The sequence below is a fragment of the Agrobacterium sp. ICMP 6402 genome, from assembly GCF_009498615.1.
Lineage (GTDB): Bacteria > Pseudomonadota > Alphaproteobacteria > Rhizobiales > Rhizobiaceae > Agrobacterium > Agrobacterium burrii.
Genome location: NZ_QSNV01000011.1, coordinates 97,598 through 109,731, shown reverse-complemented (window position 1 = coordinate 109,731; position 12,134 = coordinate 97,598). Strand labels below are relative to the sequence as shown.

General features: G+C 59.2%; 14 protein-coding genes. 5 read left to right on the top strand and 9 right to left on the bottom strand.

All coding sequences use genetic code 11. The features are described 5' to 3' along the window. Positions 1 to 2: 2 nt before the first annotated feature. Together DXT96_RS22970 and DXT96_RS22965 are read right to left on the bottom strand one after the other, a co-directional pair. Positions 3 to 977 carry a sialic acid TRAP transporter substrate-binding protein SiaP gene (locus DXT96_RS22970; RefSeq protein WP_149899117.1) on the bottom strand — a complete coding sequence of 325 codons (975 nt, stop codon included), beginning with the start codon at positions 975 to 977 and terminating at the stop codon, positions 3 to 5. Positions 978 to 1,038: 61 nt separating this feature from the next. After that, positions 1,039 to 1,755 (bottom strand): FadR/GntR family transcriptional regulator, encoded by a 717-nt coding sequence (locus DXT96_RS22965; RefSeq protein WP_149899116.1) that lies wholly within the window; start codon positions 1,753 to 1,755, stop codon positions 1,039 to 1,041. Between the two features lie 206 nt (positions 1,756 to 1,961). Between DXT96_RS22965 and DXT96_RS22960 the strand changes: the two genes are divergently transcribed. Beyond that, positions 1,962 to 2,834, top strand: a complete 873-nt coding sequence (locus DXT96_RS22960) for a bifunctional helix-turn-helix domain-containing protein/methylated-DNA--[protein]-cysteine S-methyltransferase (RefSeq protein ID WP_153516617.1) — start codon at positions 1,962 to 1,964, stop codon at positions 2,832 to 2,834. Between the two features lie 2 nt (positions 2,835 to 2,836). Continuing rightward, the gene (locus DXT96_RS22955; RefSeq protein WP_194287716.1) at positions 2,837 to 3,022 is read left to right on the top strand and encodes a transcriptional regulator; all 186 of its coding nucleotides are present in this window, start codon (positions 2,837 to 2,839) and stop codon (positions 3,020 to 3,022) included. Between the two features lie 92 nt (positions 3,023 to 3,114). Here the strand turns inward: DXT96_RS22955 and DXT96_RS22950 are convergent, their stop codons facing one another. Beyond that, on the bottom strand, positions 3,115 to 4,101 hold the full coding sequence (locus DXT96_RS22950) for a sugar-binding transcriptional regulator (RefSeq protein ID WP_309574329.1): 987 nt from the start codon (positions 4,099 to 4,101) through the stop codon (positions 3,115 to 3,117). Positions 4,102 to 4,308: 207 nt separating this feature from the next. Between DXT96_RS22950 and tal the strand changes: the two genes are divergently transcribed. Further along, positions 4,309 to 5,274, top strand: a complete 966-nt coding sequence (gene tal / locus DXT96_RS22945; protein WP_149899111.1) for a transaldolase — start codon at positions 4,309 to 4,311, stop codon at positions 5,272 to 5,274. Positions 5,275 to 5,380: 106 nt separating this feature from the next. Here tal and DXT96_RS22940 read toward each other — a convergent pair whose 3' ends face one another. Continuing rightward, positions 5,381 to 6,154, bottom strand: a complete 774-nt coding sequence (locus tag DXT96_RS22940; RefSeq protein ID WP_153516616.1) for an IclR family transcriptional regulator — start codon at positions 6,152 to 6,154, stop codon at positions 5,381 to 5,383. A 155-nt stretch (positions 6,155 to 6,309) separates the two neighbouring features. Here DXT96_RS22940 and DXT96_RS22935 point away from each other — a divergent pair, with 155 nt between their 5' ends. Next, positions 6,310 to 7,041, top strand: a complete 732-nt coding sequence (locus DXT96_RS22935; RefSeq protein ID WP_153516615.1) for an SDR family oxidoreductase — start codon at positions 6,310 to 6,312, stop codon at positions 7,039 to 7,041. A gap of 58 nt (positions 7,042 to 7,099) precedes the next feature. On the opposite strand, the gene DXT96_RS22930 is transcribed toward DXT96_RS22935, so the two are convergent. The 5 genes from DXT96_RS22930 to DXT96_RS22910 form a co-directional block, all read right to left on the bottom strand. Further along, entirely contained in the window at positions 7,100 to 7,273 is a 174-nt protein-coding gene (locus DXT96_RS22930; RefSeq protein ID WP_003499086.1) for a DUF1328 domain-containing protein, read from the bottom strand. 109 nt (positions 7,274 to 7,382) lie between these two features. After that, positions 7,383 to 8,237: a metal ABC transporter permease gene (locus tag DXT96_RS22925; protein WP_153516614.1), complete on the bottom strand. Its 855-nt coding sequence runs from the start codon at positions 8,235 to 8,237 to the stop codon at positions 7,383 to 7,385. Then, complete coding sequence (locus DXT96_RS22920) at positions 8,234 to 9,097, bottom strand: metal ABC transporter permease (protein WP_153516613.1); 864 nt, start codon at positions 9,095 to 9,097, stop codon at positions 8,234 to 8,236. The genes DXT96_RS22925 and DXT96_RS22920 overlap by 4 nt, the downstream gene beginning before the upstream one ends. Further along, the gene (locus DXT96_RS22915; protein WP_272872210.1) at positions 9,078 to 9,977 is read right to left on the bottom strand and encodes a manganese/iron ABC transporter ATP-binding protein; all 900 of its coding nucleotides are present in this window, start codon (positions 9,975 to 9,977) and stop codon (positions 9,078 to 9,080) included. The genes DXT96_RS22920 and DXT96_RS22915 overlap by 20 nt, the downstream gene beginning before the upstream one ends. Further along, positions 9,974 to 10,864 carry a metal ABC transporter substrate-binding protein gene (locus DXT96_RS22910; protein ID WP_188356011.1) on the bottom strand — a complete coding sequence of 297 codons (891 nt, stop codon included), beginning with the start codon at positions 10,862 to 10,864 and terminating at the stop codon, positions 9,974 to 9,976. Before DXT96_RS22910 ends, DXT96_RS22915 begins: the two co-directional genes overlap by 4 nt. A gap of 287 nt (positions 10,865 to 11,151) precedes the next feature. Between DXT96_RS22910 and DXT96_RS22905 the strand changes: the two genes are divergently transcribed. Next, entirely contained in the window at positions 11,152 to 12,093 is a 942-nt protein-coding gene (locus tag DXT96_RS22905) for a hypothetical protein (protein WP_153516611.1), read from the top strand. Positions 12,094 to 12,134: the final 41 nt, after the last annotated feature.

The following is a 12,134-nucleotide window of genomic DNA, read 5'->3' as shown; positions in this document are numbered from 1 at the left end:
CATTACTTGATGGCGCGGATGGCGTCCCAATCGGCCTTTTCGTAGCCGAAGTCTTCAAGCTTTACCTTTTCGATGACGTTTTTCTCGAAGTCGGCCTTGTCCACCTCGGCGACAGTGATGCCCTTGGATTTGAACTCGTCGACCAGCGCCTTTTCACGGGCTTCGATCGTCTTCGTCGTGCGGGCCGCCGCTTCCTGCATCACCTCGGTGAAGATTTTCTTGTCTTCATCCGAAAGGCTCGCCCAGCGGGTTTTCGAGACGAGGGTGTTGAGGTGATCGACGATATGGCCCGTCAGAACGATGTTCTTCTGGACTTCGTAGAATTTCTTCGCCTCGATCGTCGTCAACGGGTTTTCCTGGGCCTCGACGGTGCCGTTCTGAAGAGCCAGATAGACTTCAGCAAAGGCGATCGGCGTCGTGTTGGCGCCGCAGGCGCGCGGCATGGCCAGATAAGCCGGGACGTCGGGAACGCGCATTTTCAGGCCGGCCATGTCACCGCATTTTTCAATCGGCCGGTTGGATGTGGTGTGGCGCGTCCCATAATAGCTGACGGCGACGATGTGGTTGCCGGTCTTGTCCTCGTAGCCCTTGGCGAGCTTCTTGAAGACATCGCTTTTGGTATAGGAGATCAGATGACCGGGATCGCGGAAGATATAGGGAAAATAGGTGACGCCGATGGGCTTGTGATCGCGTGCGGCGAAGCTTGAACCCGAAATGATGATGTCAACCGTGCCGAGCTTCAGGCCCTGGTTGATATCGGCTTCCTTGCCCAGCTGAGACGCCGGGAAAACGTCGATCTTGTAGCGGCCGTCTGTCCGCTTGGCGATTTCTTCCGCCGCCCACACCGAATCCGTATGGAACGGCTCCGAGGTCTCATAGACATGCGCCCATTTGAGCGCGGTTTGCGCCTGCGCCGCCATGGCCGAAAGCAGGATGGCAGCGGTTGCACCCATTAAAGTCGACAATCTGATTTTCATTCTTAACTCCTCCCGAATTAAAGCCAGATTTCTGTTTGTCCGTCACCGGTTGCGGCAACGGTCACTCTTCTCCGATCGTTTCCTCCCCGAAACTCTCGGAAAATCTCTTTTGCGACAGCGTCAGATGCTGTCGCATAGCCTCGCGTGCGCCTTCCGGGTCATTTGCCGCGATCGCGTCGCGGATCACCCGATGTTCCTGCACGGCGAGGATCCAGGTATGCGGTCCCTCGAAATAGCTGGCGAGCTTTTCGAAATAGGGTGAAAGGCTGCGCTCGTCATAGATCAGGCCGGTAAAGCGATTGAGCGCCGAATTGCCGATGATATCGGCGATAGCGGTGTGAAAGGCGCGGTCGAGATTGAGGGCCTGCGGCGAATTATCGAGCGCGCCGGCCATGCGTTCGATGATGTCGTCGAGCTTGACGATGAATTCCGGTGTGGCGAGCCTTGCGGCCTCTTCCGCAATAGCGCTTTCGATGATGCAGCGCGCCTGCAGGATTTCGAACGGACCATGCGCATCCGGCAGAGGCGGCTTTTGCGTGTCCGGTTTGCGCGATGCGTTTACATAGACGCCCGAACCCATGCGGATGTGGATATGGCCTTCCACTTCCAGCACGATCAGCGCTTCCCGCACTGTCGGGCGGGATACGCCGAAGCGTTCGGCAAGGTCGCGTTCCGCCGGGAGGCGCTGACCATCAGTCAGTTCCCCGCTCTCGATGAGCAAGCGAATTTGTTCCGCGACCAGCCGGTAAAGGCGGCGCGGCTCCAGAGCCACAAACATGATACCCTCCCAGCGCGAAGGTCTCCCTCCATCGCGCAAGCGGTAAGATTGTCTTACCAATTTCATTAGGGAACATTTATGCGGTGCTGTCAATCGGACCGTGAGTGGAAAATTGCGTTGCTCCAGGTCGAAGGATGTAGGAAGCAAGAAACGGGTGGAGACGAACGCGCTTTAGTGGTTTTCTGTGAGGCGTTAGGAGAAATGCAATGAACGCCAACATCATGCTGAATGAAGACATCACCCCCATTGGAACCGATTACGAGACGGTGCGCGGGGTTATCGAGCTTTTGACGCTGGATTATCGCGAGCAACCCTCCCTCGAAGCCATTGCCGCAAGGCTCGGCCAGTCGCCGACGCAATTGCAGAAAACCTTCACCCGTTGGGCGGGACTTTCGCCCAAGGCTTTCCTGCAGGCAGTGACGCTCGATCATGCCAAGAGGTTGCTGCGCGAGGAAGATCTGCCGCTGCTCGAAACCTCGATCGAGGTTGGCATGTCGGGGCCGGGCCGCCTGCACGATCTGTTCGTTACCCATGAGGCCATGTCACCCGGCGAATGGAAGGCCAAAGGCGGCGGGCTGACGATCCGTTACGGTTTCCACGCCTCGCCCTTCGGCCTTGCATTGGTCATGGTGACGGATCGCGGCCTTGCCGGCTGCGCTTTTGCCGATCCGGGCGAAGAAAGAGCCTGTTTCGAAGATATGGCCGGCCGCTGGCCGAATGCCGATTATGTCGAAGATCGCGAGGCGACCGCACCTTACGCCGCCCGCATTTTCGAGCCGTCTTTATGGCAGGCGGACAGGCCGCTGCGTGTCGTGTTGCTCGGCACGGATTTTCAGGTGCGGGTGTGGGAAAGCCTGCTGAAAATCCCGATGGGCCGCGCCGTCACCTATTCCCATATCGCCTGCGATATCGGCCAGCCCACCGCATCCCGCGCCGTGGGTGCAGCAGTCGGCGCCAACCCGGTCTCCTTCGTCGTCCCCTGCCACCGCGCCGTTGGCAAAAGCGGGGCGCTGACGGGTTATCACTGGGGGTTGACCCGCAAGCGGGCGATGCTTGGTTGGGAGACGGGGAAGGTGTGACGTTGGCCGACCGTTCGAAGCTGAACCCCGATAACAACAGTGAAGATGTACCATCTCATGGCCGTTCTTTCGATGGGCGGGAGAAATGGACAAGTGGTGTGAGGGCAGGATTGACCGAGGCTGAAGCTGGAGCCTTCGTTTCTGAAGAAGAAATTGACGCCGTTCTCGACAAATACGCCAAGTCCTGAAAAGCGTAGCTACCGCTCCACGTCGTGCCGAGGGCAGGTCAGAGGCTGACGTCGGAGTTTGTGACGAACGCCCGGGAATGGCACGACGAAATCTAAACCAACTCCATCAACGCCCTTGCCGCCGCCTCGTCGGTGATCAGCGTGTTGCAGCCGGTGCGTTTGATGGTGGCGCGAATGGCGATGGCGCGGTGGGCGCCGCCGGAGGCGAGGACGATGTGTTTGGCCTTGCGCAGCGTATCGAGATCGATCGCCATGGCGCGCTGGTTGATCGGGTGATCGACCGAGCGGCCTTCCGCATCGATGAAATTAAACATCGTATCGCAGACGCAGCCGGCATCGATGAGCTCGCGCAGCGTCTCCTTCGAAATGAAACCCTCCGACAGCGATGTGGAATGCGGGCCGATATCACCGCAGGAGACGATGGCGATATCCAGTGTCTCGGCCAGATCGTAGAGCGTGGCAAGCCCGCATTTTTCGATCAGCGCCCGTTTGGTCTCGACGGAATCCACCAGCAGCGGGGCGAGAAACATGTAACATTCTGCGCCGAGCGCGCTTGCCAGCCGCCAGGTGTAATCGAGCGGGTTCGTCTGGTGCACGGCGACGATACCGCCGAGCAGCGAGACGACCTTGCAGTTTTCCCGGCGTGGCGGGCGAAAGCTGGAAAGCGACGCGGTCATGGTGCGGCCCCAGCCGACACCGATGGTGGCGCCGTTCGGCACCGCTTCGGAGAGGAATTGCCCAAGCGCCAGACCCACGGCCTTGGCCGTGCCTTCGGCGCTGGTCTTGCCAGAAGATTGGCCGGGGGAGGGAATGATCACCGCCTCATCCAGCCCGTAAGCCGCCTCCAGCTGGCCGGCCAGTGCAACGAAATCCTCGATCCCCTCGTTGATCCAGATCTGCACTTCCGAGCGCTTCATCGCTTCGTCCAGAAGCCGGATGACGGTGGAGCGGCTGATGCCGAGTTTCTCGGCAACATCTTTCTGGGTCATGCCCTGATTATAATAGAGCCATGCGGCGCGCAGCCGCAGAGACGCCGCTTCCGAATAGGCCGTATGGGTTTCTCTTCTCAGTTTCGCCACGGTTTCCGCCATTCCTTATGTGCGGCCGAGTATCGCAGGCGTGAAACTTATGTCAATTGCGATGCGCAAATGTCTTGACTTTTGGCCTTGTCGCTTGCGATAGTCGGAGCCGGACAGAACCGCGATTTCGGCCTTGGGCGCACCCATGGTGCGGGAACGAAAAGACGGCTTGGCAAGTTTTGAAGAGATCATGAAGGATCATTCGGTATGACGTCTAAACTCGAACAACTTCGCGCCATCACAACAGTTGTTGCCGATACCGGCGATATCGAGGCGGTTGCGCGCCTGAAGCCGGTGGATTGCACCACCAACCCCACCATCGTTCTCAAAGCACTCGGCACACCGGCCTTTGCGGATGCGGTGAAAGAAGCCGTCGCATGGGGCAAGAAGCAGGGCGGCCAGTCCGACGCCGTTGTCGCAGCCGTTGCTGACCGTCTCGCCATTTCCGTGGGTGCGGCTCTCGCCGGTCTCGTTCCCGGCCGCGTCTCCACCGAAGTGGATGCCGACCTTTCTTTCGATACGCAGGCCTCCATCGCCAAGGCGCATCAGATCATCGCGTCCTATAAGGAGCGCGGCATCGAGCGTGAACGCATCCTCATCAAACTCGCCTCCACTTGGGAAGGCATCAAGGCGGCTGAGGTTCTGCAGTCCGAAGGCATCGACTGCAACCTGACGCTGCTGTTCTCGCAGGCTCAGGCAATTGCCTGCGCGGAGGCCAAGGCCTTCCTCATCTCGCCCTTCGTTGGCCGTATCCTCGACTGGTACAAGAAGTCGACCGGCGAGACCTACACTGCCGAAACCGATCCGGGCGTCGTGTCGGTGCGCAGCATCTATAATTATTACAAGGCCAACGGCATCAACACCGTCGTCATGGGCGCGTCCTTCCGCAACGTCGGCGAAATCGAAGCGCTGGCCGGTTGTGACCGGTTGACGATCAGCCCGGCGCTGCTGGAAGAGCTGGACAAGGACACCGGCACGCTGGTGCGCCAGCTTTCGCCTGATAATGCCAAGCCGGCGCCGCTGGAATCGCTCGACGAAAAGGCGTTCCGCTGGGCGATGAACGAGGATGCGATGGCCACCGAGAAGCTGTCGGAAGGCATCCGCCTGTTCGCCAAGGATCTGGTGTCGCTGCGTGAGATGGTTCGCAAGGAACTGACGCTGGCTGCCGCCTGATAAAAAAAAGGGGAACAATCCACGTTCCCCTTGCGTTTACACAGCATAAATCTCCAGTCACTCAAAACGCGATCGGGCCCCTGCCGGTCGCGTTTTTTTGTCCGTTTCAGTCGTGTCCGTTTCCCGTCGCCACTTCGGAGATGCGCTTTGCCGCATCGCGGATCAGCGCCTCGCAGGCTTCGCGGGTCGGGGCCTTGCCGCCGAGCGGTGTGATATAGGGGCAGGTAATGACGGCAAGGGCGGTGCCGTCCAGCGTCAGCACCGGGGCGGAAATATTGCGCACGCCGGCGGTCTGAAGACTGTCCATGGATTCGAAACCGTTGCTGCGCACTTGCCGCAGCCGTTCGTCAAGGTCTTGAGGCACGGTTTCGCCGCTGCCGCGCACCTGCTCGGTGATCATGATCTGGCGTTGCGCTTCTGTCTGGAAGGCCAGCAGCACATGGCCGGAACCGGTGTGGAACAGGCTCATCTGCGCGCCCACGCGCAGGGACATGGCCCAATAGGTGGAGGATTCCTGCTGGGCGATGACGACGACGCTGCCGCGATCATAAACGGCCAGATGGCAGGCCTGCTGGGCGCTGGCGGAAAAATCGCGCATCACGGGTGCGGCAAACGAGACAAGGCGGCGGATCGGTGCGTGAAAATGCGCCAGCCCGAACATTTTCAGCGTCAGTGAAAACCGGTCGCCCTCAAGCCGCTGCACATAACCCCGGCGCACCAGCCGGTCCAGCATGCGGTAAAGTTCGTTCGGGCTTTTGCCGACGGCCTTGGCGATCTCGATCTGTGTGAGCCCGCCATCGGTGCGGGCGAGAAGCTCGAGAATGTCCAGGCCCTTGTCGAGGGCGGGAGCGCGATATCGTTCGCTGTCGTCGTCGGTCATGGAGCCTCGATGCGTTTTGCGCGGTTACGGCGCAAGTTTGCTTGACGTTATATGAATACCGCGTTTACATATGAATTGTCGATCCATATTTGAGATCATCGAAATTCGGCGGCCTGAACCACGAAGGACGGGCGCGCTATAGCGGGAGGCTATTCATGGTGCAGGATTTTAACGGCCGGACAGTGGTGATCACCGCCGCCGGTCAGGGTATCGGTCGGGCGACCGCCGAGCGGTTCATATCGCTCGGCGCGCGCGTCATTGCCACCGATATCAATGAACAGGCCCTTTCCACCCTGAAGGGTGCGGAAACCCGCGTGCTGAACGTGCTTGATGGCGAAGGCGTCAAGGATTTCGCCGCCGATATCGGCCATGCGGATGTGCTGTTCAATTGCGCCGGTTTCGTGCATTCCGGCACCATTCTCGACTGTGAGGAAAAGGACTGGGATTTCTCCTTCGATCTCAATGCCAAGGCCATGTACCGCACCTGCCGCGCCTTCCTGCCCGGCATGCTGGAAAAGGGCAAGGGCGCGATCGTTAACATGTCCTCGGTTGCATCAAGCGTGAAGGGCGTGCCGAACCGTTTCGCTTATACCGCCTCCAAAGCGGCCGTCGTGGGTTTGACGAAGGCCATCGCCGCCGATTTCGTTACCAAGGGTATTCGCTGCAACGCCATCTGCCCCGGCACGGTCGATAGCCCGTCCCTGCATGACCGCCTGCGCGCCACCGGCAATTATGAGCAGGCGCTCGCGGATTTCATTGCCCGCCAGCCGATGGGCCGCATCGCGACACCGGAAGAAATCGCCGCGCTCGTCACTTATCTTGCTTCGGATGAAGCAGGGTTCACCACCGGCCAGATCCATGTGATCGATGGCGGCTGGACGGGCTGAGCTTTTTCAAGGGAAAGAGGAGAGGCGACCGGCGTAAAAGCTGGTCGCCTTTTTTCATTCAGACGACGGCGCTTCCGGCCATCAGTGCAAGCACGAGGAAGACCAGGAAGATCACCACGGCGATGAAGAACAGGATTCGGGCCACGCCCGCCGCCGCTGCCGAAATACCGGTAAAGCCGAATACGCCCGCGATCAAAGAAATAACAAAGAAAATAAGAGCCCATTTCAGCATGGAGCTTCCCCTTCTGCTTAATTTTCAAGAGTCTGCCACCTAGCAGCGGACTCTCGAAAATGACGCGCAAAAGGCGAAAATGTTCCATGCGCCCGCAAAAATCGTTGTTTTAAATCCCTTTTTCAGCCGCCGCGTCGATCCGGCGGGCTTTCCAGGTGGTGCGGATGAAGGTGGCGACGAAAGCAAGGCTCATGAACAGCACGATGGTGGGGGCCGGCGCACTGTCGATCAGGAAGCTCAGCCATATGCCTGACAGTGATGAGACGACCGCCACCATGATGGCCACGACAAGCATGGCGGAAAAGCGCCGTGTCAGCAGGAAGGCGATGGCGCCCGGGGTAACCAGCATGGCGACCGAGAGGATGATGCCCACCGCCTTCAGCGCGCCGACCACGGTAAGCGATAGAACCATCAGCAGACCATAATGCAGGATACGCACCGGCAGGCCGATCGCCTTGGCATGTTGCGGATCGAAAGCATTCACCAGCAGATCCTTGCGCAACAATCCGAGGAACAGCGTGGCGAAAAGCGCGATCAGGCCGGTCTCCAGCATGTCCGAGGGCGCAATGCCCAGCATGTCGCCGAAGAGGATGTGGTCCAGGTGCATATCGCTCTGCACCTTCACGTAAAGCACCAGCCCTAGCCCGAACATGCCGGAAAAGACGATGCCAAGCACGGTATCTTCCTTGATGCGGCTGTTTTCCTTAATGAAACCGGTGCCGAGTGCGCAGATCATGCCGGCGATGAAAGCGCCAATGGACAGCGGAATTCCAACGATATAGGCAACCACCACGCCGGGCAGCACGGCATGAGACACCGCATCCCCCATCAGCGACCAGCCCTTCAGCACCAGAAAACAGGACAGCATCGCCATGGGCACCGCGATCATCAGGGTGATCACGAAGGCATATTGCATGAAGGGCAGCTGAAACGGCAGGATGGCGAGTTCGAGATATTCGCTCATGGTGTTTCCTCCCCCAATGCCTTGCGGGCCTTGGCTCTGGAGGCGAGCAGGCCGTGTTTGGGCGCAAATACAAAGGCGGTGAGGAAGATTGCCGTCTGTAGCACAACGATGACACCGCCGGTCGCGCCATCGAGGAAATAGCTGAGATAAGCGCCGAAGAAGCTGGTGGCCGCACCGATGATGAGGCTCATCAGGATCAGCCGCTCGAAACGGTCGGTCAGGAGATAGGCGGTGGCACCCGGAGTCACCACCATGGCGACCACGAGAAAAGCGCCGACCGTCTGCAAAGCCGCAACCGTGGAGGCGGCGAGCAGGGTGAAGAAGACCACTTTCAGCACTTCCGGTTTCAGCCCCACGGTTCGGGCGTGGTTCTCATCGAAGAACACCACCATGAAGTCGCGCCATTTCAGCGAGAGCACCAGCAGGCTGATGCCACCGATCAGCGCCAGCTGGATGGTGTCTTCGGTGGTGATTGCCAGAATATTGCCGAGAACGATGGTCTGGATATTGATCGAGGTGGGCGATAGCGAGACCATGAACAGCCCCAGCCCGAAAAATGAGGTGAAGATCAGCCCGATGATCGCGTCTTCCTTCAGCCGTGTCTTCTGGTTGAGGAAGAGCATGGAACCGGCCGCCAACCCGCCGGAAAGAAAAGCCCCAAGCGAAAACGGCAGGCCGAGCATATAGGCACCGGCGACACCCGGAACGATGGCATGGGACAGCGCATCGCCGATCAGCGACCAGCCCTTCAGCATCAGATAGGCCGACAGAAAACCGCAGACGCCGCCGACCAGCGCGCTGACCCAGATGGCGTTCAGCATGTAGCCATAGGTGAAGGGCTCAAGAAGGCTGTTTATCATCGGCTTTTTCCTTCGGAGCGCTGGGATCCTGCCCGTTCTTTCCGTAGATCACGAAGGGCCGCTCGTCATCGGTGATCACCTTCACCCGCCGCGGATCGGCATCGTTGTGCAGTTCGGCCCCGCCCAGAACGAAGTGGCGCAGGCTGCCGCCGAAGGCCTTCTGCAGGTTTTCTTCGTTAAAGGTGTCCTCTGTCTTGCCTGACGCCAGCACCGTGCCCTTGACGAAGACCGCGCGATCACAGAATTCCGGCACGCTGCCGAGATTGTGGGTGGAAACCAGCATGACACGGCCCTCGTCACGCAACGCCTTCAAAAGCGCGACAATCTGCTCTTCCGTCGTCACATCGACACCGGTAAAGGGTTCGTCGAGCAGGATCACCTGACCTTCCTGCGCCAGCGCGCGGGCCAGAAACACCCGCTTCTTCTGCCCGCCGGAAAGCTCGCCGATCTGGCGCTTGCGATAATCGAGCATGTTGACGCGTTTCAGTGCCTCCTCGACCATCTGGTGATCGCGTTTCGACGGGATGCGCAGGAAATTCATGTGGCCATACCGGCCCATCATCACCACGTCCTCCACCAGCACCGGAAAACTCCAGTCCACCTCTTCGGCCTGCGGCACGTAAGCAACGAGGTTTTTCTTCAGCGCCTCCTTCACCGGCAGGTCGAAGATCGAGACGGAACCGGCGGCCAGCGGCACGAAACCCATGATCGCCTTGAAAATCGTCGACTTGCCGGCGCCATTGACGCCGACAAGTGCAGTGATCGTTCCGCGGGGGATGGAAAAGCTGGCATTTCTTAATGCTGTGTGGCCGTTACGATAGGTCACTGTCGCATTTTGAACCGTCAGGCCACCTGCAATTTTTTTACCGCCCATTCTCATGAGGACAGACCCTTGGCAATGGTCTCGCTGGTGACGCGCAGCAGATCGAGGTAGGTCGGAACCGGGCCGTCTGCCTCGCTCAGCGAATCCACATAGAGTATGCCGCCATAGGCGGCGCCGGTTTCCTTGGCCACCTGTTCGGCGGGATCGGCGGACACTGTGCTTTCGCTGAAGATGACCTGGATATTGTGTTCGCGCATCGCGTCGATCACGCCGCGCACCTGCTGCGGCGTTCCCTGGCTGTCGGCATTGACGGGCCACAGAAACAGTTCCTTCAGCCCGAAATCGCGGGCGAGATAAGAAAACGCGCCTTCGCTCGTTACCAACCAGCGCTTGTCTTCGGGAAGGCTGGAAAGCTCATCGCGGATCGGTTGCACGGTGGCTCTGATCTTGTCCGAATAGGCCTTGGCATTGGCGGTATAGACATCGGCATGGGCAGGGTCGATTTCGGCCAGGCCCTTGCGAATATTCTCCACATAGATCAAGGCGTTATCGGGTGACATCCAGGCGTGCGGATTGGGCTTGCCTTCATAGGCGCCGCCGTTGATCGCCATCGGCGTCACGCCGTCGCTCACCGTGACGTTCGGCACGCCGGAAAGGTTGGCCAGGAACTTTTCGAACCACAATTCCAGATTGAGACCGTTGCGCAGCACCAGATCGGCCTTGCGGGCTTTGAGGATGTCGCGCGGGGTCGGTTGGTAGTTGTGAATTTCAGCGCCCGGCTTGGTAATGCTCTCCACTTCGGCCGCATCGCCCGCCACGTTGCGGGCCATGTCGGCGATGATGGTGAAGGTCGTCACCACCTTTGGTTTTTCCTGCGCGACGGCGGCTGCAGGAAGAAAAAGCGAGAAAGCAAAAACAGCATGCCGGATTTTCTGGAAGTTCACGTCTGTCACCGAATGTTTGTTGCGATTAATTCGCAATACCATCTGTTATAAAATCACACTTGTCAACGCTATTGCAAATCATTCGCAATTTAGCAGCATTTGAAAATGTCTGAAAATGGTGCGTTTTTGCCCGCGTTGCGCCGGGCTGGTTAAACTTTTTTCAATGAGAAAGCGGCACTATCGCAAGGCTCGGACAGCGAGGTTGCGAGCTTTATCCCGCGTGTGTTCCTCATCATCAGAGCCACGTTTCGGGGTGAGGGCGATAAGGCGGGGTAGTTGATGTCAGGATGTTGCGGGTGAAGGCTGTATTCGGACGAATGCGGTTTTCGCGCAAACTCGTTGTGATCATAGGCGGGATCCTGCTTTTGGCGGGTGCGACCGGTTCTGCTGCCGTGTTCATCGGCAGCGATCGGCTGCTTGGCCCATCCTATGCCTCCGCCAACGGGTTATCCTGCGACGCGGTCCAGACAGTCAACATCCGCAAGAACGGCTCCTTATGGGTGCGCAAATTTATTCGCACGGAGGGTGGCGACGGCACGGAGCGGCTGAAAACCGCGCTGCGTGTTGCCAAGGCAGTTTACGACAAACAAAAGCCCGATCTGGTGCAGGTCTCCGTACTCGACAAAAACGGTCCGCAACTGCGCTCGGAAATGCGCGGCCGCGCCATCGCCGCACAGGTGGTCTTCATCGCTGATCCGGCCAAGATTCCGCAGGGCGCCGATGCCCAGCGTTATTCGGCCTTTTATTACGATGGCGCTGCCAATGGCAGCGGCCAGTTTTATGGGCTGCGGATCGATCTGCCGCTGGAGGACGCCGAAACCATGGCGGCGAGCCTCAGCGATACCGCCGATTGCGTCACGCCGGCTTCGGATGCCGGTGCTGAAGGCCACGGTGGCAAGGCTGCAAAAGGCGCGGCTGGACACGGCGAAACCAAGGACGAGGGCACAGGCGGACATGGCGCAGCGCCGGCGGAAACGGATGAGGGCGGGGCCGGTGCGGAAGCGCATGGCGGAACCGCGTCTCCCGAAGCGCACGGCGAACCCGGCGCCGATGAACTGCTGACTTCGACACCGGAAGCCGATGGCGGCAGCATTTTCAGCCTGACCTATCTGAAATCGCTGATCTTTGGAAAGGGCTCAACGACCGCCCAGGCGGCGGAGGAAAAATCAGCCGATGAGATCGCACCGGCTGAAGAGCCGGTTGTGAAGAAAAAGGTCACAGGCCACTAAGAGAGAACAAGTTGCTCTCCCTTGAGACCTTCTCGACGCTT

Excerpts from the sequence above, each read along its gene's own strand:
- DXT96_RS22970 (WP_149899117.1), bottom strand. The coding sequence starts at position 977 with ATGAAAATCAGATTGTCGACTTTAATGGGTGCAACCGCTGCCATCCTG.
- DXT96_RS22965 (WP_149899116.1), bottom strand. The coding sequence starts at position 1,755 with ATGTTTGTGGCTCTGGAGCCGCGCCGCCTTTACCGGCTGGTCGCGGAA.
- DXT96_RS22960 (WP_153516617.1), top strand. The coding sequence starts at position 1,962 with ATGAACGCCAACATCATGCTGAATGAAGACATCACCCCCATTGGAACC.
- tal (WP_149899111.1), top strand. The coding sequence starts at position 4,309 with ATGACGTCTAAACTCGAACAACTTCGCGCCATCACAACAGTTGTTGCC.
- DXT96_RS22940 (WP_153516616.1), bottom strand. The coding sequence starts at position 6,154 with ATGACCGACGACGACAGCGAACGATATCGCGCTCCCGCCCTCGACAAG.
- DXT96_RS22935 (WP_153516615.1), top strand. The coding sequence starts at position 6,310 with ATGGTGCAGGATTTTAACGGCCGGACAGTGGTGATCACCGCCGCCGGT.
- DXT96_RS22930 (WP_003499086.1), bottom strand. The coding sequence starts at position 7,273 with ATGCTGAAATGGGCTCTTATTTTCTTTGTTATTTCTTTGATCGCGGGC.
- DXT96_RS22925 (WP_153516614.1), bottom strand. The coding sequence starts at position 8,237 with ATGAGCGAATATCTCGAACTCGCCATCCTGCCGTTTCAGCTGCCCTTC.
- DXT96_RS22920 (WP_153516613.1), bottom strand. The coding sequence starts at position 9,097 with ATGATAAACAGCCTTCTTGAGCCCTTCACCTATGGCTACATGCTGAAC.
- DXT96_RS22915 (WP_272872210.1), bottom strand. The coding sequence starts at position 9,977 with ATGAGAATGGGCGGTAAAAAAATTGCAGGTGGCCTGACGGTTCAAAAT.
- DXT96_RS22905 (WP_153516611.1), top strand. The coding sequence starts at position 11,152 with ATGTTGCGGGTGAAGGCTGTATTCGGACGAATGCGGTTTTCGCGCAAA.